This window comes from Bacillus sp. EB106-08-02-XG196, assembly GCF_013396335.1.
Lineage (GTDB): Bacteria > Bacillota > Bacilli > Bacillales > Cytobacillaceae > Neobacillus.
Genome location: NZ_JABWSY010000001.1, coordinates 425,440 through 447,642 on the forward strand (window position 1 = coordinate 425,440; position 22,203 = coordinate 447,642).

General features: G+C 37.0%; 15 protein-coding genes. 1 reads left to right on the top strand and 14 read right to left on the bottom strand.

The genetic code is table 11. From position 1 onward, the window contains the following. Positions 1-7: 7 nt before the first annotated feature. From MLOOGBEN_RS02060 to MLOOGBEN_RS02125, 14 genes are all read right to left on the bottom strand, one after another. Positions 8-1,114 carry a glycosyltransferase family 4 protein gene (locus tag MLOOGBEN_RS02060; RefSeq protein ID WP_179156590.1) on the bottom strand — a complete coding sequence of 369 codons (1,107 nt, stop codon included), beginning with the start codon at positions 1,112-1,114 and terminating at the stop codon, positions 8-10. Positions 1,115-1,180: 66 nt separating this feature from the next. Beyond that, on the bottom strand, positions 1,181-2,509 hold the full coding sequence (locus MLOOGBEN_RS02065; protein ID WP_179156591.1) for a nucleotide sugar dehydrogenase: 1,329 nt from the start codon (positions 2,507-2,509) through the stop codon (positions 1,181-1,183). Positions 2,510-2,768: 259 nt separating this feature from the next. Then, the gene (locus tag MLOOGBEN_RS02070; RefSeq protein WP_179156592.1) at positions 2,769-4,106 is read right to left on the bottom strand and encodes a flippase; all 1,338 of its coding nucleotides are present in this window, start codon (positions 4,104-4,106) and stop codon (positions 2,769-2,771) included. Continuing rightward, entirely contained in the window at positions 4,103-5,323 is a 1,221-nt protein-coding gene (locus MLOOGBEN_RS02075; RefSeq protein ID WP_179156593.1) for a glycosyltransferase, read from the bottom strand. Before MLOOGBEN_RS02075 ends, MLOOGBEN_RS02070 begins: the two co-directional genes overlap by 4 nt. Before the next feature lie 157 nt (positions 5,324-5,480). Further along, entirely contained in the window at positions 5,481-6,986 is a 1,506-nt protein-coding gene (locus tag MLOOGBEN_RS02080) for an N-acetylmuramoyl-L-alanine amidase (RefSeq protein WP_256988795.1), read from the bottom strand. Between the two features lie 92 nt (positions 6,987-7,078). Beyond that, entirely contained in the window at positions 7,079-9,292 is a 2,214-nt protein-coding gene (locus tag MLOOGBEN_RS02085) for a SpoIID/LytB domain-containing protein (protein WP_179156594.1), read from the bottom strand. Positions 9,293-9,442: 150 nt separating this feature from the next. Further along, complete coding sequence (locus MLOOGBEN_RS02090; RefSeq protein WP_179156595.1) at positions 9,443-11,173, bottom strand: cell wall-binding repeat-containing protein; 1,731 nt, start codon at positions 11,171-11,173, stop codon at positions 9,443-9,445. Between the two features lie 159 nt (positions 11,174-11,332). After that, positions 11,333-13,021 carry a cell wall-binding repeat-containing protein gene (locus tag MLOOGBEN_RS02095; protein ID WP_179156596.1) on the bottom strand — a complete coding sequence of 563 codons (1,689 nt, stop codon included), beginning with the start codon at positions 13,019-13,021 and terminating at the stop codon, positions 11,333-11,335. A gap of 100 nt (positions 13,022-13,121) precedes the next feature. Beyond that, complete coding sequence (locus MLOOGBEN_RS02100; protein ID WP_179156597.1) at positions 13,122-13,763, bottom strand: sugar transferase; 642 nt, start codon at positions 13,761-13,763, stop codon at positions 13,122-13,124. Positions 13,764-13,772: 9 nt separating this feature from the next. Continuing rightward, positions 13,773-14,924 (bottom strand): DegT/DnrJ/EryC1/StrS family aminotransferase, encoded by a 1,152-nt coding sequence (locus MLOOGBEN_RS02105; RefSeq protein WP_179156598.1) that lies wholly within the window; start codon positions 14,922-14,924, stop codon positions 13,773-13,775. A 17-nt stretch (positions 14,925-14,941) separates the two neighbouring features. Continuing rightward, the gene (locus MLOOGBEN_RS02110) at positions 14,942-16,174 is read right to left on the bottom strand and encodes a glycosyltransferase family 4 protein (protein ID WP_179156599.1); all 1,233 of its coding nucleotides are present in this window, start codon (positions 16,172-16,174) and stop codon (positions 14,942-14,944) included. Positions 16,175-16,188: 14 nt separating this feature from the next. Further along, positions 16,189-16,899, bottom strand: a complete 711-nt coding sequence (locus MLOOGBEN_RS02115) for an N-acetyltransferase (protein ID WP_179156600.1) — start codon at positions 16,897-16,899, stop codon at positions 16,189-16,191. A 69-nt stretch (positions 16,900-16,968) separates the two neighbouring features. Then, on the bottom strand, positions 16,969-18,840 hold the full coding sequence (locus MLOOGBEN_RS02120; protein WP_179156601.1) for a polysaccharide biosynthesis protein: 1,872 nt from the start codon (positions 18,838-18,840) through the stop codon (positions 16,969-16,971). A gap of 247 nt (positions 18,841-19,087) precedes the next feature. Then, positions 19,088-20,794, bottom strand: coding sequence for an N-acetylmuramoyl-L-alanine amidase (locus MLOOGBEN_RS02125; protein ID WP_179156602.1), 1,707 nt, complete (start codon positions 20,792-20,794; stop codon positions 19,088-19,090). 433 nt (positions 20,795-21,227) lie between these two features. On the opposite strand from MLOOGBEN_RS02125, the gene tagU reads away from it, so the two are divergent. After that, a complete protein-coding gene (gene tagU, locus MLOOGBEN_RS02130; protein WP_179156603.1) occupies positions 21,228-22,166 on the top strand; it encodes a polyisoprenyl-teichoic acid--peptidoglycan teichoic acid transferase TagU in 939 nt (312 codons plus the stop codon). The last annotated feature ends 37 nt before the right edge of the window (positions 22,167-22,203 follow it).

Genomic DNA, 22,203 nt, shown 5'->3' on the forward strand with positions numbered 1-22,203 from the left:
GTAAACATTATAGACTTTTATATAGTTCTACCAAACGAGCCGCTTCGTTTTCCCAGCTGTATTTTTTTAGGATAGCCTCACGACCGTTTTGCCCTAATTTTTTAGCCTCTTCTGGATTCTTGCTCATCCAAAGAATAGCCTCTGAAATTTCCTCAATATTTAAGGGATCTACACATAGACCACACTGACTATCCTCAACAATCTCTTTCCAAAGCGAAAAATTCGAAGCAATGACTGGAATTCCAGCAGACATGTATTCAAATAACTTAATCGGGTACGCAACCATATATCTAGGCTCCGGACGCAAGATGACTAATCCAACAAACGCTTGTCCAAGATAGGATTTTACTTGCTCACGATTTAACCAGCCCGCATGGTCAACATACTTCCAACCGCTTTGCTTCTTCACTTGATTTTCCAAGCTCTCAGGAGAAAACTTCCCTGCTAGCGTTAAGGTGATAGGTGCCTTTTGATTCACCATCTCAATGGCATCTATCATCTCAACAATCCCACGCTCTTCTGAAATCCCGCCAATATAAATCGCCGTTTTTTTATCACCTGATAAGGGAAGCTCTTCTGATATAAGTTCGTCCGTAATCGGAAAGTTATGGATGGTTACACTGTTGGTATTATATGTTTTAAACCGATTATTTATGGTTGGCGTTGCCGTTACGACAGCAGCAAACCTTTTAGATGCGAATTTTTCTATCCCCTTCACTACTCTTGAAATACTCTTCCTTAGAATAGAAGGGATCCAATGTTTGGATAGGACTTGTTCTGGAACGTCTTCATGTACATCATAAATAACCTTTTTACCTTTATTTTTTAACAATAAACCAATCGGCAAGAGTTCAGGATCGTGAAAATGGTAGACATCGGCATCAAGCTCAAGAGCCTTTTTATAAACCGCTGCCGGCCCCTTTAAGATCCTCATGATGCGGCCGCTAGCTTCTACTTTTACGCCAACAATTTTGACTCCATCTTTTATGTATGTATCACTATTCGCAGCAATAAGGTAAGTGTCAAAACCGCTTTTTTGAAGATAACGGCATTCCTTCACGAATATTCGGATATCCTCAGTAGGATGGACCGAGGTTAGATGACAAATTTTCATTTACATTCACTCACTTTGGTGCGCTTTAAAAGGAACCAGACCTCATGAAAAGGTCTGGTTTCCAATTTACAAGCGATGGTATTTCTTCGCTAAATCTTTGTATTTCTTCATAGCATTTCTAGTGTCAAAAATAGAATTCGCATTGCGTGCAACCATTTCATAATCCGTATCACTATGATCTGTTGTAACGATCACAAGATCAGCATTTTCAATAAGCTCTTGGGTAAGTTCTACAGTCTCGTAGATTTTGCCGTCTAATTTAAAATTCTTCACATATGGATCAACTGCTACCCAGTCAGCACCATTAATAGTTAGGAGCTCCATAATTTCAAGTGCTGGAGATTCACGAACATCATCAATATCCTTTTTGTAGGCAACACCAAGTACAACAATTTTTGACCCGTTTATCGCTTTTTTGTCGATATTTAAAATCTTCATGGAACGTTCAATAACGAACTCCGGCATTGCATTATTAATTTCTCCTGCAAGTTCAATTAGCTTTGTATGGTAGTTGTATTCTCTTGCTTTCCAGGTTAAGTAGAAAGGATCGATTGGAATACAATGTCCTCCTAAACCAGGACCTGGGTAGAATGCCATAAAGCCATATGGTTTTGTTGCAGCAGCGTCAATAACTTCCCATACGTCGATACCCATACGATTACATAATACGGCCATTTCGTTTGCTAAGGCAATATTGAGATGACGGAATGTATTTTCAAGAATTTTTTCCATTTCAGCTACTGCTGGGCTGGAAACCTGATGAACATCGCCTTCGAGAACACTTCTATATAGAAGCGAAGCAATTTCCGTACATGCTGGAGTAATACCTCCGACAACTTTTGGAGTATTTTTTGTATTATAATGCTTATTCCCTGGGTCGACTCGTTCTGGAGAATATGCTAAGAAATAACCTTCACCAATCTTTAACCCAGACTTTTCAAGAATCGGCATTAGTACTTCTTCTGTTGTTCCGGGATAGGTCGTACTTTCTAATACCACAAGCATACCTTCATGCATGAATTTAGCAATTTCAGCTCCTGAACTTTCTACATAGGAGGTGTCTGGCTGTTGATATTGGTCAAGTGGAGTCGGTACACAAATTGCTACGGCATCGACATCCTTAATCAGAGAGTAATCAGTTGTAGCAATAAATTGTCCGCTTTTTGTAATCTCAGACAATTCTTCATCAACAACATCTCCAATATAGTTTACACCCTTATTAACTAAGTCTACACGGGATTGCTGCACGTCAAAGCCAATTACTTTAAAGCCTGCTTTTGCTTTTTCAACAGCAAGTGGCAAACCTACATATCCTAATCCAACAACTCCGATGGTTGCATTTCTAGTTTCAATTTTGTTTAATAATTCACGAGCAGTAGAATTATATTCAGTCATTTTTGTCATTCCCTTTCTAAAAAGAAATTAGCCTTGTAATGGAAGTTTACATGTAAATTGATTTCAGCTGATTTAGGTGATCTAATTTATGTAGCGCCTTGTCAGTTTTTGTAGAATTAACACTATATTATAATACACGATAGAAAGAATAAAACCATAATAAAAACATTGCAATTTTATTACATTGTCAGCTTAAAATCATGGAATCCTCAATTTTTATACCAATTTTGTTTTAATTAATCTTAAACTTCCCAATTTCTTATTTATTTACAGCAGTTCGATGCCGAAAATTACGATAAATTTTCAAGATAAGCGCTAAATCTGTTTTGGTAATTACTAAAAAATCCTTTATTTTCATTTTTGTAACTGCTTTGAATATAAAGGCTTTAATGATGAAACTGCATACGTAAGTGATAGTAGAAGAAATGGCCGCACCTTTTACACCAAATCTAGGAATAAGGATCAAATTTAATATGACATTAATAATCACATTAAAAAACGATACATACATATTTAGTTCTGGCTTCCCTCTGCCAGCAAGGTCGTTTGAAAGTATTTTTTCAACGGTTAATAAAGTTAACCCCGGCAGCAGCAACTTCAATAAAAGTGAACTTTCCGGGTATTCTGGAAAGAATAAAGCAAAAATTAAGTCGGAACATAGCCAAATCAAGATACTGACCATAATAACTAGAACCAGAATGAGCCTGCTTAGCATGGAGGTTAGCTTATTTCGATCTTCTTCGTTCGTAGAAGAAGCAATTCTAGGCAGTAGAACCTGAGAGAATGATTGTGAAAAAATAGACAAACGTTCCCCTAAGTTCACCGCTAAAGTATATAACCCAACTGCACTTTCAGTCAAAAAATAACCAATTAGCAAGATATCGAGACGATAATTCAAAAAGGTCATCATATTACTCACATGAGCCTTCATCCCATATACAAACATTTCCTTTAAATGGCTTAAAGAAAAAAACTTAAATGAAAAAGATACCTCGCAATTTTTGATTAAATAATAAATCATATATATGGCGGCAATTCCATAACCAAAAATAAAGGATAGAATGGCACCGAGAAGATGAAGGTCCAATACAAATAGAAATAGGATTAAAAAAAGTAGGGTTGAAAATTGTTGAACGACCAAAGCCGTATTAAAGGCTTTAAAATCCTGAATACCTTGAATGATGGTCTGTAAAAAAATCATCAAAAACATTCCAGGCAATGCTAATAAGCTAATAAAGAGCAGCCCGGAATCGATATTTTGAAATTTAGTTTCTGACAGAATATAAATGAACGCAGTCCCAATAAGGATACTGATTAATGCTAGTCCAATCCCAATAATGATATTCGTTGAAAATGAGTCATTAAGGCTTACTTTTTTTTGACTGACAAAAAAAACAGTTGATGAATTAAATCCTAAATTTAAAAAGGTCATTAGCATTAAAGGTAAATAGGTTAAAAGTGTATATTTACCTTGTCCGCTAGGCCCTAGACCGTTGGCGATGATAAACAAGATGCATAGCCCTATAACAATACCAATAACCTGGCGGGTTAAGGTTATTATACTGTTAGACAGGAATGAGTTTTGTTGGGTTTTCATTTCTTGGAAACCCCCTTTAAAAGATCAGCAAATTTATTATAGTTTTTGACTGCATTATAGTGTTGATCCCACGTTTTGTATGCCTGTAATGATTTTTGTTGTGAAAATTCAGGTGGTAATTGAACATAATCTTCGAGTATTTTTGCTAATTCCTTAGGAGGAAAATCCTTTTGCAACAAGTAGCCATTCTCCTGATTAACAAGCTCCGATGTTCCACCAACATTCGTTGCGACCACCGGGATACCAAAACTAAAGGCTTCCATAATCGTAACGGGTATCCCCTCACTCTCACTAACATTGATGAATAGATCGTAAGAGTTCGTTTGATACTGTTGGATAACCTCTTTGTTATTTAAGTTACCCAAAAAGTGAACAACAATGTTGTCAGGCAACTCCTTCACCAATGCCTCTATTCTTCTTCTTTCCGGTCCGTCACCAATATGTGTCCATTCGATTGGCGAATGGGTGGACTTTAATGCTTCCACTAAGAGGTGAATTCTTTTAACCGGCTTTAAATAAGAACAGCTAACAAGCTTTAAAGGTGTGGATTTTCCCTTGTTTTGATATGGATACTCATTTTTGGTTCCTAAGCGGCTTACACTAATTTTCTTTTTTACATCAGGATGGAGTTTGTTTAAGTACTCCCTTCCGTTTTCTGAAATAGAAATCGTTTGGTCAAGAGTCCTAATCACTTTCCCCTGAAATGGCAAGTAGGCTGGAGAATGTCGTTCGAGATATAAATCGCCTCCATGGACTCTTGATACTGCCTTTATGTCTGGATATTTTTCTTTCAGCATAGCTAATGCGGTTGCTGACGGGGTAAGCCAATAGGAGTAAAAAACCGTTTCGTCCTCTAGTGGGATGAGTGTGCTACTTTGAATATTTCTTTTGATTTCACTTGTAACAGCCGTCCAATTGACTAATTTTAATATTGCTTTTATTCCATGCTTAGAAGCTGCTGGCAGTTCTTTAATCATCCAGCTCAATGATTGAAAATCAGCTATTAATTTTATAGTCCGCAAAACTCTCCCATCACCCCGTTTTGCAGTCAAAACCTCTACATTTTTGGGGACTTGTTTCTTCGGAGCATTAACATGGTTCATAGGCAGTATTTGAACACTAGTAAAATATTTTGCTAATTCATCCACTTCATTCATTAAAAACTCCTCACCCGGCGGATAAGGAAATCTACTTGTAAAAATAACCAGCGACTTCATTTTCTAACTCCTCATAAACACATTTTTGATTGTTAAAATCAATAAGCACTACATCAATATACTATATATTAACATTAGAGAAAATGAAAAAATAAAAGGAGGAACTTTACCATTTAAGTAAGTCCTCCTTTTTTAAATACCAAGTTCTGAAACCTGGCTATTTTTTGTTGTAAGAGTTCACAATTCCATGGAAAATGGCAACTGCTGATTTTTCCCTATAAATAGGATCAGCAAGTTTTTGAGCATCCTGACTATTCGTGATGAATGCCAGTTCTACCAAAACACTTGGCATAACCGTATTTTTAATAACAAGGAAATTTGCTTCTTTGACTCCTCGGTCCCTTGTTTCCAAAGCATTAACGAGTTGATCTTGGATGTGTTTGGCTAGAGCTTTGCTTTCCTCCCCAAAATATTGACTGTTCCAATAAGTTTCAGAGCCAGACGCACTGGATGATTCTGCAGCATTGGCATGAATACTAATAAAAGAATCAGCCTTTGAATTATTCGCAAAATCGATTCGATCAGTTAAAGAGGGATAAACGTCATCTTCCCTTGTCATTAGAACGGCAGCACCTGCAGCGGCGAGTTTAACTTGGACTCGCTTAGCAACATCTAGTACAACTTCCTTTTCAGCTAAACCAAACCCAGAGGCACCAGGATCAGTTCCACCGTGTCCAGCATCCACGACAATCTTAAGACCTGCTAATGGGCCTCCTGTTTGCCTAATAACATTTTGTGAAACAGAACCATACCCGCCTAGAATCGTAAAAGTATAAATTCCCTTTTCGCTGATTAGATTATTAATTATATCTGGTAAAGAATTGGGACCCGTTAATAAAATCGGTGCATCTTCCTTAGCAGCTAAAACAGAACCTGTTAGGGCGTCAGCAAAGGTTAAACCTGTCGCAACAAAGGCTTTGTTCGTATTGAGATTAAGGGTTTGAACAATATTGGCCGCAACTTCATACCGATCCTTTCCGCCAATTCGAATAGGTGAAGGCAATTGTCTAAAGACGTTGGCACTTACACTACCTTCACCACCAACAACAATACTTTCTTTTGGCTTTCTAGCAGCTAACGCCTCCCTTGTTTTGGTTGGAAGGTCTGCAGTATCCGTTAAGAGAATCGGATAACCATTTCTTGCTGCAAAAGGAGCGATTGCCAATGCGTCCGGAAAATTTTGCCCATATGCCATGATAACTTTTTCTGTTGCTGGCAATTCTTTTGCAATTAAGTAGGCAACTTCATAGCGATTTAATCCACCAATTCTTCGTACATTAGGAACTCCAAGAGATTGAATACTATGAAAGACTTTTCCTGACACACTGCCTTCGCCGCCAATGACAATAACATTTTGCGGTTTGAGCCTTTGTAGTTCTATCTTTGTGGTATTGGTAAGCTGGTTGGAATGTGTTAAAAGGATTGGTGCATTTAATTGATATGCCAAAGGTGTAGCCGCTAGTGCATCGGCATACGCATTGTAATTGACCAAAACAACTGTATTGGTTCCATCCAGCCAGCCTTTATTTGAAATATTGACTGCTACCTCAAATCGATCAGCTCCCTGAATTCTTTCAACAGCTCCCTCTGCTGCTTGGGTATTATTTGTATGAAAGAATAGAAATACAATGAGGACCAAGAGGGATGAGAAAAGCTTTTTCAAGATGAATACCTCCGTGGTTGTTTTTTATGTATGTAATTAAAAGAAAAGAATTGTAAAGACCTAGAAAAGATCCCTACAATTCTCTTACTTTATTAATATCCTAATGTTGTACCAGGGTAATAGAATTCTAAGATTTGATTATAACCATTTCCTTCTTTGGCCATTTGTTTAGCGCCAAATTGGCTCATACCAATTCCATGTCCCCAGCCTCCACCGGTAAAGGACCAGTTATCAGGATTATCTTGAACAGTTTTAATATAAGGGCTTCTCATAATTGTTGAACCTATCATAGAGCGAATATCATACGCTCTTCTATCAATTGCAAGCTCATTAAGCTTAATTGCTCCATTAATATCCATAACATATGAACCATCTGACATATCTTTTAATAGGTAAACCAATTTAAGATGTCCATCAATTCTCTGGTCACCATTAAATGAAGTTGTGAAAGATAACTCAGGGATATTTACTATCTTCACTTCATACTTTTCATTAATATACTTATTACTTACTAACCAATTTTTCATATTAGCAAGAATAGTGGCATTAGAAGGATTTTCAGCAACAGTATCCCACCATAAAGCAGGCTGCGTTAAGTCTTTACCCATTAGATCAATTTGGTTTTTCACCAAGGTTACTGTCCAATTTTTATGAGAGTCTGGACTTTGTGATCTAATATCGTATGGATCATCTTTTAATTGTAAATAAGGAATCTTGTTTGTAACTGGCCCCCATGAGTTTATATTAGAAAGGACCTTACCACCATTACTAGAAGAGAAAAATGCTTCGATTAGTTTTCCATCATACCTTAAAACCATTCCATTAGTTCCATCTACTGCGTTGTTAATATTTGAGATATACGTAGAAGAAGTATAACCGCCATAATATCCACCATATACCTGATAGCTTTGGGTATCATTAATCGTGTCGCCGACATTGCGCGTAGCATACGTTCTTGCTGCTACTGCCTGTGCTTTTAAAGCTTCACCTTCCCATAATGGTGACATTTCAATTGGTACTACACCCTTTAAATAATCTTCCATTGGAAGGTTTTTATTGATTGGGCGAACATTTCCATTTTCTAAAGTAAACTCAACATTCCCTATATAGGTTCTAGTTGAATTACCATATATTTTGATTTTATTTTGGTTAGAATAGGTTGTACCAACTGTAAAGGAATTAGTACCAAAGTCTTTAATTTTTTGAGTACCTTTATACAAGGTTAATCTTCCAGCTTCATTTTTCACACTATATCTAACACCTGATAAAATCGAAGATCCATTAGGAAGATTGGAAGCTACCGTTTCTGATACAGAACCTGGTCCTCCAAGAATATTAATAAATGTTGATTGTTTTTCCTTCATGATGTTTACGACTGGAGCAGGAATTTCATTTGTTTTAACTAATAATAGAGGAGCACTCTGTTTCGCTGCTAAAACCGAACCAGTTAACGCATCCGCAAAGGTCAAACCGTTAGATAAAAACACCGTTTCAGCATTTAATCCTAAGTCCTTTATAATATTCGCTGATACTTCATACCTATCTGCTCCACTAATTCGGCTAGGGGAAGTTAATTGATTCTCAACGTCCCTGTTAACACTGCCGGGTCCACCAACGATTATGGTAGAGCTTTTCCCTTGTAAGGCTTCTTGTGTACTGCTTGGAAGCTTATCTTTTTGAGTTAATAATATAGGAATCTGATTTTCAGACGCATAAGGTGCAATTGCTAAAGCATCAGAAAATACTAAACCATTTGTTACGATTGCCGAAGAAGTAGATCCCATTTTTTCTGCAACATACTTAGCCACTTCGTAACGGTCAGAGCCACCAATTCTCTCAACATTCCCAGTAATGGTCCTTAACTGATTTTCGACATTTCCTGAAACACTTCCTGATCCACCGACAATCACGATTCTTGATGGTTTAAGTGATTGAATTTTGGCCTTCGTTGTCTCAGGTAATGTGTCCGCCTTTGTTAAAAGGATTGGTGCATCATATTTTTTTGCAAGCGGCGCTGCTGATAAGGCATCAGCAAATGCCATATAATTCACCACAAATACGGTTTCTGCACTTGTCCATCCACTTGAAGCAACATTTTCTGCAACTTCAAATCGATCCTTACCAGAAAAACGAGTTCCAATTTGATAAAAACCTTGAGTATCAAAATCAACAGAGCTTGTGTTACCTAAATAGTTCACGAGCTTAACAGAAATAGTGGAAGCTTTCGCCTCACCAAATGGAATGAGAAGTGTAGATGTCAATACTAGACTAGAAACGACTTTTAATGACAGTTTGCTAAATTTCAACTGACGAAATCCCCCTTTTTTTTACATATTTAGTAGTTACTATAACTTTAACAAAGAATTTTGGATGAGTAAATGGTAAAAAGGGTATTTTAATAGAGTTTAATCTTTAACAACCCTCATAAAATGAAGTAAATTGACGAATAATAAGACCTAATAATGAAATTGACTATAGGGCGCATTCAGTAGTGCATTAAATTGTTCACTTACAGAGTGATAACCAATACCATAAAATCCAGCTGAAGGATCAAATTTTATATATTCATTCGCAGCATTCATTAATAAAGCAAGATCACTTTCCTTTTCCATAAACTCCACCCTAGTTTCAAGCGGCTTTTCCACAGGATAAAAACGGTCTGTATAAATAGACAGAAAGTATTTAACCTGGTACTGCTGAATGACACCTGTTTGCTGCATAGATCTAACAGTTTGGCCAATTAACGAATGGGTAGAATGTCCATCAAACCACGATAAACTTCTTACATCTGCAGAAGGGTATAAGGCTAAGTATTTTTCAATAATTCTTTCTACGTTATCAATATTAATAATTCCCGTCGGTACTGCCTCGATGTGAATTTGGTTCTCAGGTACTCCAAGTGAATGTAATGCCCTTTTAAACTCCGATGTTCTTAAACTTGAAAACTCTTCAAAAGTGAGGTGCTTACCCTGATAGTTTTCTAGAATAGGATCATGGTAAGTATGATGCCAATTACAATATATCTTATCTCCTGCAAATATTGGATAAGTTGATTCATGATCATATTGACCATTCAAAATGTCTCTTGCCCCTGAATTTTCTCCATCAGTCATTAAGATCACATGGACATTACGTCCGTGAGATAATTCATTTCTTATATCAATCCCAAAACTTAAAATTTCATCGTCCTGGTGCGGGGCTAAGTATAGAATAGGACGATCGGAAGGGTGCAGTTCGATAAGCGTGTCCACAATTTCATCACCTATTGAGCCAGTTCCTCCTAGAATGGTTACATGCCTATTGTTTTGATCTAAAAGTTGTAATGTAGGTTCAGGAATTTTCTTATTCTGCGTCAATAAAATATTGCCGCCCTCTTTTGCCGCCAAAATGGAACCTGTTAAAGCATCAGCAAATGACATTCCCGTCGCAAGAAAATATTTCTTGTTCGTACTTCCGAATGTTTTCGCAACATTAGCTGCTACTTCATATCGGTCCTTCCCACCAATTCTTGAAGGTGAGGGCAATCCGTTCATTATTGATGGACTTACACTTCCTTCGCCACCGATTACCCACGTTTTATTTATGGAAGAATTTTTTAAATAGTTGTTAATATTGGCTGGTAAATTGGTATTACCAGTTAATAAAATTGGAATTTCATTTGCTGCTGCAAACGGAGCAATAGTTAAAGCATCTGGAAAAACAAACCCATTTGCAACAATAGCTTGATTTTTTGATCCGAGTTTCTTGGCTACATTAATGGCTACTTCAAAGCGGTCTTTTCCGCCAATTCTCTCCACCACTCTTTTGCCATTCTCCCCTAATTCCTCCATTACATGATCTGAAATACTGCCTGGGCCACCTACAACATATACCTTCTTAACGTTTAATCGATTGATTTCTTTTTTTGTTTCTAAAGTAAGTGAATTAGGATGTGATAGTAAAATAGGTGCATTTAATTTATAAGCAAATGGAGTGGAAGTCAGTGCATCTGCAAATGCTAAATAATTTGCGATTACTACATAATCTGCCTGATTCCAATTTTTCGAAATGTTTGTCGCTACATGAAATCGATCTTGTCCGTCAATTCTGTTTGGAATTCCGTCTAATTCAGCTGCATGCACCTGTTGCACATGAAACAGCACAAACAGTAATCCAACTAGTAAAAAAGTAGTAAAACTACGATACAATGTAAAGTCCCCTTTCTATTAACCAAAGACAATTTTACAACTTGGTACTTCATTATGAAAGATTAATAAGCATTTTGTTACTAACTACCTATAAAATGGATAAAACTAGGAAAGTCAATTAGTAAAAAACACTTAATCAACTTTCCTAGTTTTTATAGATTAGTAGTGACTATTAACATATGGATCATTCCACAAAGAATCAAATTGTGATTGCACCGAGTGATAACCCACTGCATAGTGACCATTTCGAGGATCCCAGCGTCGATATTCTCCAATAGCACTCCTTAAAAATTGGATATCGCTTTGTTTTTCTATTACATTCATAATAGTTGGCATTGGTTTAGGAACCTTATAAAAACGGTCTGTATTAATAGATATAAAGAATTTTGCCTGATATCTTTGCAGCAAGCCGTCTGCTTGCATTCCCTGGATCGTTTCTCCAAGTAACGCATGTGCGCTATGCTCATCGAACCAAGAAAAAGTACGAACATCTGCATTTGGGAATAATGCAAGATATTTTTGAACAATTGGGATAACTCTGGAACTATAGAATTGACCATTTGGAATATATTCAGTGTGAATATTACTATTTGGTACCCCTAGTGCTTTTGATGCTCGGTAATACTCATCTGTTCTCGCGTCCGCAAATTCATCCGGAGTCAGCGAATCGGCTTTATAGCCCTCCAATTGGGGGTTATGATACTTCCCATGAATGTAACAATAATAATCACCATTCAAAGTTTTTCTTGCTCCTGAATCTTCTCCTCGAGTAAGTAGAATCAGATGTACTTGTCTTCCCCGGGACAGCTCATTTCTAATATCAACCCCATAAGATAGTATTTCATCATCTTGATGTGGCACAATATAAAGAATTGGTCGGCTGCTTGGTTTCATCGAGGTAAGTTTTTGAACAATTTCATCTTTTACAGAACCCGCTCCTCCAAGAATGGTTACTGGAACATCCTTTTGAGAAATAACCCCTATTGTCGGTGCAGGTAAATGATCGTTTTTGGCTAAAAGGATAACTGCATTTTCCTTTGCAGCTAGTACAGAACCCGTAAGTGCATCCGCAAAAGTTAAACCTGTTGCAATGTAATTCTTGCTTCTGTTTTGACCAAAGGTATTCGCCACGTTTGCAGCCACTTCATAACGATCCTTCCCGCCGATTCTAGAAGCACCAGGAAGCTGATTAAATACATTAGGACTTACACTGCCTTCTCCTCCAATGACAATCGATTGGGTAATCATACTTGTGAGTAAAAGGTCATTGATTTCTTGCGGAATTTCACTGTTCTTAGTTAATAAAATTGGATAACCGTTAATCGACGCATAGGGTGCTATTGATAAAGCATCAGCAAATACGAAGCCATTTGCAAAAACAGCTGTTCCTTTGAATCCTATTTGTTCTGCAATATTCTTGGAGACCTCGAAACGGTCTTTTCCTGAAATCCTTGTAATATTAGAAATTCCAAGACTAGTAATATTTGAAACTACATTATCTGAGACACTGCCAGTTCCACCTACAACCACCACATTTTTTACCCCAAGCGTCTGAATCTGTTTCTTCGTTTCCTCTGTCAACATATTAGGATGTGTAAGTAATATGGGTGCATTAAGTTTATAAGCAAGCGGCGTCGCTGTAAGTGCATCAGCGAAGGCTAAATAATTTGCAAGGATAACTGTGTCTGCTTGTCCCCATTTTTTTGAAATGTTCACAGCTACAGCGAAGCGATCTTTGCCATCAATTCGTTCTGGCAAGTCTGTAATTTGCTCTGCAGAAGATGGTACAGAAAACCCTAAAATTAGCAATAGTGAAATAAAAATAGAAATGATTGTTACTTTTCTCATTATTCTCCAACCCCCTATTGCCATTATACCTCCAAACCCGTCTTTTTTCCTACAAAAAAGGAAGATTATGTCTTCAAAATCGACATAATCTTCCTTTTTCTTATTTTATGATTTTTAAAAAGGTATTAAAAATAATTTTTATATCAGTCAGAAGTGATTTATTCTCCAAGTATTCTAAGTTCAACTTTAACTTATCGACCATGATTTCTTCAATGTACGTCTTTTCAGGATCATTGCTTAAAGCCAGAATCTCGTTTTCATCACGATATTTAATCGAGGAATAATCCGTTATACCCGGACGAAGTTCAAAAATCCTCTTCTGTACCTTGGTATAGTACTGTGTGTATTTAGGAACTTCAGGCCGCGGGCCAACAAGGCTCATATCGCCTATAAAGACATTAATTAATTGTGGTAACTCATCAAGCTTTGACTTTCTTAGAAAATGCCCCACACGCGTGATTCGGCTGTCTCTTCCGACCGTAATCTGTGCTCCTTTTTTTTCCGCATCCGTAACCATTGTTCTGAACTTTAGGATCTTAAAGTTCCGCTCATATCTTCCCACTCGAACCTGTTTAAATAAAACAGGTCCAGGTGAGTCTAATTTAATCATGATACTAATGATGAGGAAAAACGGAGACAAAATGATTAAACCGATTGCTGACATGATGACATCAAACGCTCTTTTTCCAAAATCACTCTGTTTATAGTTTTGAGTTTTATATTGTGATACTGCTTTACTCATTATCATCACCTATTTTTTTGAGGTTTCTGCAAGCTCCAATACCATATTGATTACGTGATCTACTTGTTCATCAGTCATTTTAGGGTACAGTGGTAACGAGAGCGCTCCATTATAGGCAGCTAACGCATTAGGGTAATCTTCAATATTATACCCAAGTTTTTTATAATAAGGGTGCATTGGAACTGGAATAAAATGTACACTTGTTCCGATTCCTTTTTCCTTTAACTGCTCAATGAATTCCCCGCGATCGATGGTAAAATAGCCATTCTTTAATCGAAGAACATATAAATGCCAAGCATGAACGTTTTCCTCGTTACTGTATGGAGTTGTGAACCCTTCAACTTTAGAAAATGCCTCATTGTATTTCTTAGCGATTTCCTCGCGGCGTCTCTGCATACTTTCTAGTTTATCTAGCTGTACAAGACCTAATGCTGCCTGCATATCGGTCATATTGTATTTAAAACCAGGATACTCTACCTCATAAAACCAGGTTCCTTTATCACCATAACGATTCCAAGCGTTTTTGCTCATACCGTGCAAGCTCATCACACGCAGTTGATCTGCCCACTCTTCATTATGGGTAGTTACCATTCCGCCTTCACCTGTAACAAGGTTTTTAGTCGCATAAAAACTAAAGCAGGTAAAATCCCCGATACTTCCAACCATTCTGCCCTTATATTTTGTATACACTGCATGTGCTGCATCTTCAATGACAATTAAATTATGTTTCTGGGCAATTTCCATAATCGGATCCATGTCACAAGGATATCCTGCAAAATGTACAGGGATGATGGCCTTTGTTTTGGAAGTAATTTTTTCTTCAATTTTCTTCGGGTCAATATTGAAGGTAACAGGATCAATGTCAACAAAAACAGGTGTTGCACCCGTGTGAATAATCGTATTAGCTGAAGCAACAAATGTATAAGGTGTTGTGATGACCTCATCACCTACACCAATACCTGCTGCTAACTGGGATATATGAAGCCCAGCAGTACACGAGTTTAATCCTAGTGAATGATTTGCGTTTACGTATTGACTAAATTGTTTTTCAAACTCAACTGTTTTAGGGCCTTTACTAAGCCAGTTGGAATGTAATGTATCGACAACTTCCTTAATTTCATTATCTTCTATTAATGGTAAAGCATAAGGGATAAATTCCATTTCGTTTCACCTACTAGTTAGTTTTCATTCATAATATCAATAAACTTTTGAGAAAGAACACGATAGTCATGTGTTTCTATGACGAACCTTTGACCATTTGTTCCCATCTCATTTCTCCGGTCCTCTGGTAATTCAAGCATTTTCTTCGCAGCCTGAGCAACTTCATCTGGATCCTCTGGCGGAATGGTTATTCCGGCTCCCGCTTCAGCCACAAGGTCATTTCCTGCTTCTATACCATGAATGATGGGTTTCCCAGCCATTAAATAATCTAACAGCTTGTTAGGACTTACACCAAACCGGTATAATGGGCTCCTTCGCCAGCCTATATATAATGCGTCCATTTGTGACAAAAAGTCTGGAATTGCCTTTTTATTAATGACAGGCAAGAAATGAATGTTTTTCAGGTTTTTCTCTTTCACCTTGTTTATTAGATTATCTCTTTCTGGACCTTTTCCTACTAAAACGTACGCAATACGCTCATCATATGTCCGTTCTGCGGCCTCAATTAAGTACTCAAGGGCATTTGCAATTCCGTGAGTTCCTGCATATCCAATAAGAAATTTACCATTTTTCCTAAGATCATCAATTACGTCCTTATGATCATTTGGAATTTTCTCATGCGCTTGCTCCCATTGCTCTATATCAATACCATTTGGAAGATACCTAAACTTACTTGGCTCCATTCCATGTTCAATCATGTGCTGATCCGCTTTTGGTAAAAGAGAAACAACCTTATCTGCATAACGATAAGCATCGTTTTCGCCTTTTTGCATGACCATAATAAATGGATGTTTAGCAGACATATTACCTAGCTCCATTGGTGACAATGGCCAAAGGTCATGTACTTCAAATATGAGCTTTGCTTTTACTTTGTTGGCAATTTTTCTAGCTGGATAGATATCTAACGGATAGGTGGATGAAGCAATCACAACATCTGGCTTATATGTTTCTGCAAGCTTAGCAGAATGAAACATCAATTCTTTCATAAAAACCGCCATATTAATAATTCGTTTAACGCCATTCCCTTCATAGGATGGTGTTTTGACCCATAAATACCGTATTCCATCATGATATTCTTCTTTCCAATTGTTCTCAACCTCTGGCTGAACGGTCCGAATATGAGAAAAGGAGGCACCAATCATGGTAACTTCATGACCGCCCTTTACCCATTCCTTCGCCAAATAGTAAGGTCTATATTCCATTCCATGGATATTGGAACCTACATAATGATTAATCAGTAATATTTTCATTGAACCACTCACCATTATTGGTTTTTTAAGAGCTGTGCTTCTGGAACAGTTCTTAATGCTTTTGCAGGTACACCTGCAACAATTGATTCCTTCTCAACATCTTTCGTTACCACACTGCCAGCTGCGACGGCTCCATCTTCATGAATGGTTTTACCAGGTAAGATAGTTGCATTAGCACCAATTCTTCCGCCAGTCTTAATGGTAACACCTTTAAAATGCTCATATCTCTCTTTCGATCTTGCCATGTAATTATCATTTGTTGTAACCACACATGGTGCAATAAACACGTAATCTTCGATTGAGGAGTAAGCAGTGATGTAACAGTTTGTTTCAAGCTTGCAATACTTGCCGACCGTACAGTCATTTTCGACTGCAACGCCTCTTCCTACAATCGTTTTCTCTCCAATTGTAACCCTCTCACGGATAGTAGCTAAATCGGCTACAAACACATCATCTGCAATGTCAGCATTTGCATAAATGATGGAAGAAGTACCAATTGTAACACCACTTCCGATTACGGTTGGAGGCAGCTTCTTCACCTCAGGAAGGATTGAATTCTTTGCTCGTGCCGGCTGTTTTCCAATCACGGCATTATCTTGTATCATAACGTTATTTCCAATTTGAACGCCGTCATAAATAATGACATTATTTCCAATCGTAACATTTTCACCAAATTGAACATGTTCTCCAATGATGACATTTAAACCCTTATTGATTTTCTCCATAGATTCGCTTCCTTTTATGTAAATAAGTTAATGGTTAAAACGTAAGGGTTATAATCCCTTACGTTTCTTTCAAGTAGTTGATAAAACTTTTTTTTCGTTTGTTTTTTTTTCCTTAACTCTTTTTCGATTAGCAATTTCCAATAAGGTTTTACGTAACATTTCCTTATTATCTAAATGTTCCTCAATTTGTTTTATGATTTCTTCAGCATTTTCCAATGTAGCCTTACCAATATAAATTTTCGGAAATATCTTTTCCGGATGAATTTCTTCTTTATTTAATATTTCTTCATATAGCTTTTCTCCTGGACGCATACCTGAATATTCTATTTTAATTTCATCCTCAGTATATCCAGACAACTTAATTAAATTTTTTGCTAAATCGACAATTTTCACTGGTTCACCCATATCAAGGACAAATATTTCTCCTCCACGAGCTAGTACTCCAGCTTGAATAACCAATCTCGAGGCTTCAGGAATAGTCATAAAATATCTCGTCATATCCGGATGAGTTACCGTTACAGGGCCGCCCTTTGCAATTTGCTTCTTGAAAAGAGGAACAACACTGCCTCGGCTTCCCAATACATTCCCAAATCGTACCGCTACAAAACGAGTCTGGCTATGGCGTGCTAAATTTTGAATGATGATTTCCGCGACTCTCTTAGTAGAACCCATTACACTCGTTGGATTAACAGCCTTATCTGTTGATACCAATACAAAGGTATTTACACCAGCAGCATCTGAAGCATCGGCTACGTTCTTCGTTCCATATACATTATTCTTGACTGCCGCCTCAGGATTTCGTTCCATAAGCGGTACATGCTTGTGTGCAGCAGCATGATAAACAAGATATGGTTTATATTTAAATAGAATATCAAACATTTTTTCACGGTCTTGAACATCCGCAATTTCTGTTAAGAATTCAATTTCTTCGCCATATTTATTTTTCAGTTCCATTTCAATTGAATAAATACTGTTTTCACCATGACCTAACAAAATCATCGTCTTAGGCTTAAATTGACATAACTGCCTGCATAATTCAGATCCGATGGAGCCGCCTGCTCCAGTGATAAGGATGGTTTGGTTCTCAATTTTCTCAGCAATTCCTTTATTGTCCAACTCAACAGGTTCTCGACCTAAAAGGTCACCAATCGACACGTCTCGAATCTCACTAATAGCGACCTTCCCAGACGCTAAGTCGCCAATCATCGGAAGAATCTGAACATCTTGGCACACCTGTTTTGCTTCTGTTACAATTTCATGTAATTTTTGCTTCTGCAAAGATGGTATCGCAATAACGACATGATCCACATTAAATCGCTTAACTATTTTTGCTAAATCATTTATCTTACCAGCAACTGGTAAGCCACCTACATGAAGTCGTTGCACCTTTTCATTATCATCCAAAAAGGCTACTGGGGTTAAGTCAGTTGTTGGATGGTCTTTTAATTGTTGTAACAACATCCGTCCTGTTGAACCCGCTCCAATGATTAAAGTTCTCTTCGTTTTACTTGGGCGAATTCCTTTGGTTCGAATCTCGAATTTAACTGTTTTTAAAAATCTTGACCAAAAACGAACTCCTCCTAAAAAGAGTATGTTAAGCATAAAGGTAACAGAAAGACCCTGAAGATAGATGTTGTCAAAAGCAATTTTTTGAACAACCGCAGTAATCCCGATGGATGAGCTTACCACAAAGAATACCCCTACTAGTTCTTCCATACTTGCATAAGCCCACACTCTTCTATATAACCCAAAAATGTAAGAGAACACATGGTGAGTCAACAATAGAGTAATCGATGTAGTTAAAATCATGTGCTTTAGAACCGGAAGAATTAATATATATCCGGAATACGGATTTATTAAAAAATAGGACATGTATAAAGATAATAAAACAACTGCTGAATCAATACAGACAAGAGTGAGCATTCTTGTTCGGTATTTCATAAAAAATACCCCCTAGAGAAACTAAAAAATTAATCAAAAAAATTTTATACATACTTTCTTCTTAAATACAGATGTTATTATAGCATAAATTGAAATTTTACAACTAGGATGTTGAAAGTGTAACAAAAATTATATATTGCGGTTTTATTATATTTTACCTTTGACTTTCTTTTTAATATGGGTATTTTACCCAATATTATAAGTAAAAAGGATTATTCCGATTTGATTTCGAAATAATCCTTTCGTTTTACTTATTGAAATAGTCTTTAATACTGTTAGCTAAGTTTTGAGCTCTCGTGTCCTGTACTGTTGGATTTGCCAGTAGTTTTACTTCGTTTGAATTAGACATAAAACCTAACTCAATTAATATAGACGGCATATTGGTCCAACGGGTTACATAAAGATTGCTGTCTCTAATTCCTGTTGATGAGTATGCAGTAGTTGCCTTGATCCCAGGATAAGCAAGTGCAGTAACAAAAACATCTGTTAATGCCTTCGTTGTTACGACTGCAGGAGATGGAGTTGGATCATAAGCAATATTATTTCCTACATAGCTAAGTGCCATTTCAGTTGAACCGTTTCTAACAATAAACTGTTTATTTTCTGTTTCTTCTCGAATGAAAGGATATTTAACACCATTGGATAGAACATAAACATCATTCACTTCAATCGCCGGTCGGTAAGAACTGTAGTGAATGCTAAATCCACTTGGTGAGGTTGAAACATTTGAATCGTGATGAATACTTACAAACAAATCTGCATTGGTTGTATTCGCAAAGCTTGCTCGTTCTGGTAAATCAATAAAGTTATCAGAATTCGGATTTCTAGTATAAATGATGTTTGCTCCCAGCTTCTGAAGCTTATCTGCAAACTTTAAAGAAAACTGGTTATTTAGGTTTTTTTCTACGTATCCGTTTTGGACGGCACCAGGATCAGTTCCGCCATGACCTGGATCAATAACAATGGTCTTGCCTTCTAAAGGCAGTGCAGGAGCTTGTCCAGTTAGGATTTGGAATACACGTTCAGGTACAGAGGCTGTACCACCAAGAATCACGAAATCTTGAATGTTCTTTGTTTGCACAAGTGATTGAATAGCAGTTGGTACTGTCGTTGGGTGCATTAACAGCATAGGAGCATTTTGTTTCGCCGCAAGAACAGATCCAGTTAGCGCATCAGCAAATGTCATGCCTGTAGCTAAAAATGCCTTATTTGCAGCCAAATTTAGTTGAGTAACGATATTTGCTGAAACCTCATATCGGTCTTTCCCGCCGATTCTATTTACATTCGGGACTTTGGAAGCAACATTAGCTGAAACACTTCCCTCACCACCAACGATGATGGTTTTAGTGATACCTTTTGTTTGAAAAGCCTCTGTTGTTTTGCTTGGTAAGGAATTGTCTTGAGATAGTAAGATTGGATATCCGTTCTGAGCTGCATAAGGTGCAATCGCTAAAGCATCAGGGAACTTTAATCCGTTAGCTAACACAGCAGTGTCCGTTTGGCCTAATTTTTGTGCGATATTAAAGGAAACTTCATAACGATCGATTCCCCCAATTCTTTCAATTGTTTGAATTCCTTTTTGTTTTAATTGACTAACGATGTTCTCAGAAATACTTCCTGGTCCCCCAACTAAAAGTACCCTTGAAGCTTTTAATCTACTAATTTCATCCATCGTAGTTTGAGTGATTGAATTAGAATGGGTTAACAAGATTGGCGCATCTTCTTTAAACGCAAGTGGCGATGCAGCTAACGCATCGGCAAAGGCTAGATAGTTAGCAAGGATAACCGTTCCACTGCCATTAGGCCATCCTTCTTTCGAAACATTAACCGATACAGCAAAACGATCAGCACCATCCATCCGTTTCGAAGTTACCTCTGCATGTCCGACTAAAGATGGTAAAGACATAAATACTAATGTAAACACTAAGCTGAAAACAACAAAATACCGTTTCATTACTCTCTCCCTTTTTAAAAAATCTTAGATTGCAAGTTACAGGTTTTGCAAATCACTTCCTTTATTCTACAAAACTTGCAAACTATAAGTCTACAAAAACCCCCCGGATTTTTTTCATCTAGAAATTTTAATCTGTAACAAAACACCTTTAGAAATTGTTAATCTTACACTTTTCGACAAAAAACATGGTAAACATATTCATTTTTTTAAAAAAATGTATAAAAAATAGGTAATTTCTGCTATGATTTTTTGGTGATTATTTTTCATAATTGGAGGAATATAATGCCTGTTAAAATATTATTCGGGACATGATAAGATTGTATAGTTAATGGATAGTGAAAAATGAAACATTTATTGTCGAATCTTCGTCTATACTTTTATTGGACATTTTATACTTTATAATAAGTTTTCATTTAAGGAGGAATTATCTAACATGGGTACTAGAGCAGATAAAAAAAAGAAAAAACGCAAATGGTTACGTGTCGTCATGTTTACCTTTGCGATATTAATAGTAGCTGTAGGTGCTTATGCATACTCAGTTTATAACTCACTAACGACAGCAGTGGATACCATGCACACTCCGCTTGAAAGAGAAAAATCAGAAAAGCGGACAGAAGATATATCACTGAAAAAAGCAGATCCATTTTCGGTAGCACTACTTGGCGTTGACCAAAGACCAGGTGATCGCGGGCGATCAGATACAATGATTGTACTTGCAGTTAATCCGAATACAAATTCCGTTAAAATGTTAAGTATTCCACGTGATACAAGGACAGAAATTGTGGGAAGAGGTTCAATGGATAAGATTAATCATGCCTATGCTTTTGGAGGCGTAGAGATGTCCCTTGATTCAATTGAAAATCTGCTAAACATTCCAATTGATTATTATGTCCAAATTAATATGGAAGGTTTCAAGGATATAGTAGATTCTGTAGGTGGAGTAACCGTACAAAACGATTTAGAATTCACCTACGAAGGGACTCACTTCCCCGTCGGAGAAATACAATTAAATGGTGAAAAAGCATTAAAGTTCTCAAGAATGCGTTATGAAGACCCAAGAGGTGATTTTGGCAGACAGCAGCGTCAACGTCAGATCATCCAGGCAGTTATTAATGAAGGAGCAAGTTTAAGTTCATTAACCAATTATGGCGATATATTTGCAGCACTAGGCAATAACGTAAAAACAAATTTAACTTTCAATGAAATGGTAACTATTCAAAGTAAGTACCGAGAAGCAGCAAAATCTATTGAACAATTACAAGTCACTGCACAAGGTACAACAATTAATGGAGTATCTTATCAATTAATTTCGGATGAAGAAAAAGCAAGAATTCATCAGGTTCTTGAACAACAGCTAGAAATTAACAATTAATAAAAAGGCTTTAGAGAAATCTCTAAAGCCTTTTTTA

What these genes read in the sequence shown, in the direction of transcription:
- MLOOGBEN_RS02060 (WP_179156590.1), bottom strand. Translation starts at nt 1,114, where the DNA reads ATGAAAATTTGTCATCTAACCTCGGTCCATCCTACTGAGGATATCCGA.
- MLOOGBEN_RS02070 (WP_179156592.1), bottom strand. Translation starts at nt 4,106, where the DNA reads ATGAAAACCCAACAAAACTCATTCCTGTCTAACAGTATAATAACCTTA.
- MLOOGBEN_RS02100 (WP_179156597.1), bottom strand. Translation starts at nt 13,763, where the DNA reads ATGAGTAAAGCAGTATCACAATATAAAACTCAAAACTATAAACAGAGT.
- MLOOGBEN_RS02065 (WP_179156591.1), bottom strand. Translation starts at nt 2,509, where the DNA reads ATGACTGAATATAATTCTACTGCTCGTGAATTATTAAACAAAATTGAA.
- tagU (WP_179156603.1), top strand. Translation starts at nt 21,228, where the DNA reads ATGGGTACTAGAGCAGATAAAAAAAAGAAAAAACGCAAATGGTTACGT.
- MLOOGBEN_RS02115 (WP_179156600.1), bottom strand. Translation starts at nt 16,899, where the DNA reads ATGGAGAAAATCAATAAGGGTTTAAATGTCATCATTGGAGAACATGTT.
- MLOOGBEN_RS02125 (WP_179156602.1), bottom strand. Translation starts at nt 20,794, where the DNA reads ATGAAACGGTATTTTGTTGTTTTCAGCTTAGTGTTTACATTAGTATTT.
- MLOOGBEN_RS02075 (WP_179156593.1), bottom strand. Translation starts at nt 5,323, where the DNA reads ATGAAGTCGCTGGTTATTTTTACAAGTAGATTTCCTTATCCGCCGGGT.
- MLOOGBEN_RS02105 (WP_179156598.1), bottom strand. Translation starts at nt 14,924, where the DNA reads ATGGAATTTATCCCTTATGCTTTACCATTAATAGAAGATAATGAAATT.
- MLOOGBEN_RS02110 (WP_179156599.1), bottom strand. Translation starts at nt 16,174, where the DNA reads ATGAAAATATTACTGATTAATCATTATGTAGGTTCCAATATCCATGGA.
- MLOOGBEN_RS02120 (WP_179156601.1), bottom strand. Translation starts at nt 18,840, where the DNA reads ATGAAATACCGAACAAGAATGCTCACTCTTGTCTGTATTGATTCAGCA.
- MLOOGBEN_RS02095 (WP_179156596.1), bottom strand. Translation starts at nt 13,021, where the DNA reads ATGAGAAAAGTAACAATCATTTCTATTTTTATTTCACTATTGCTAATT.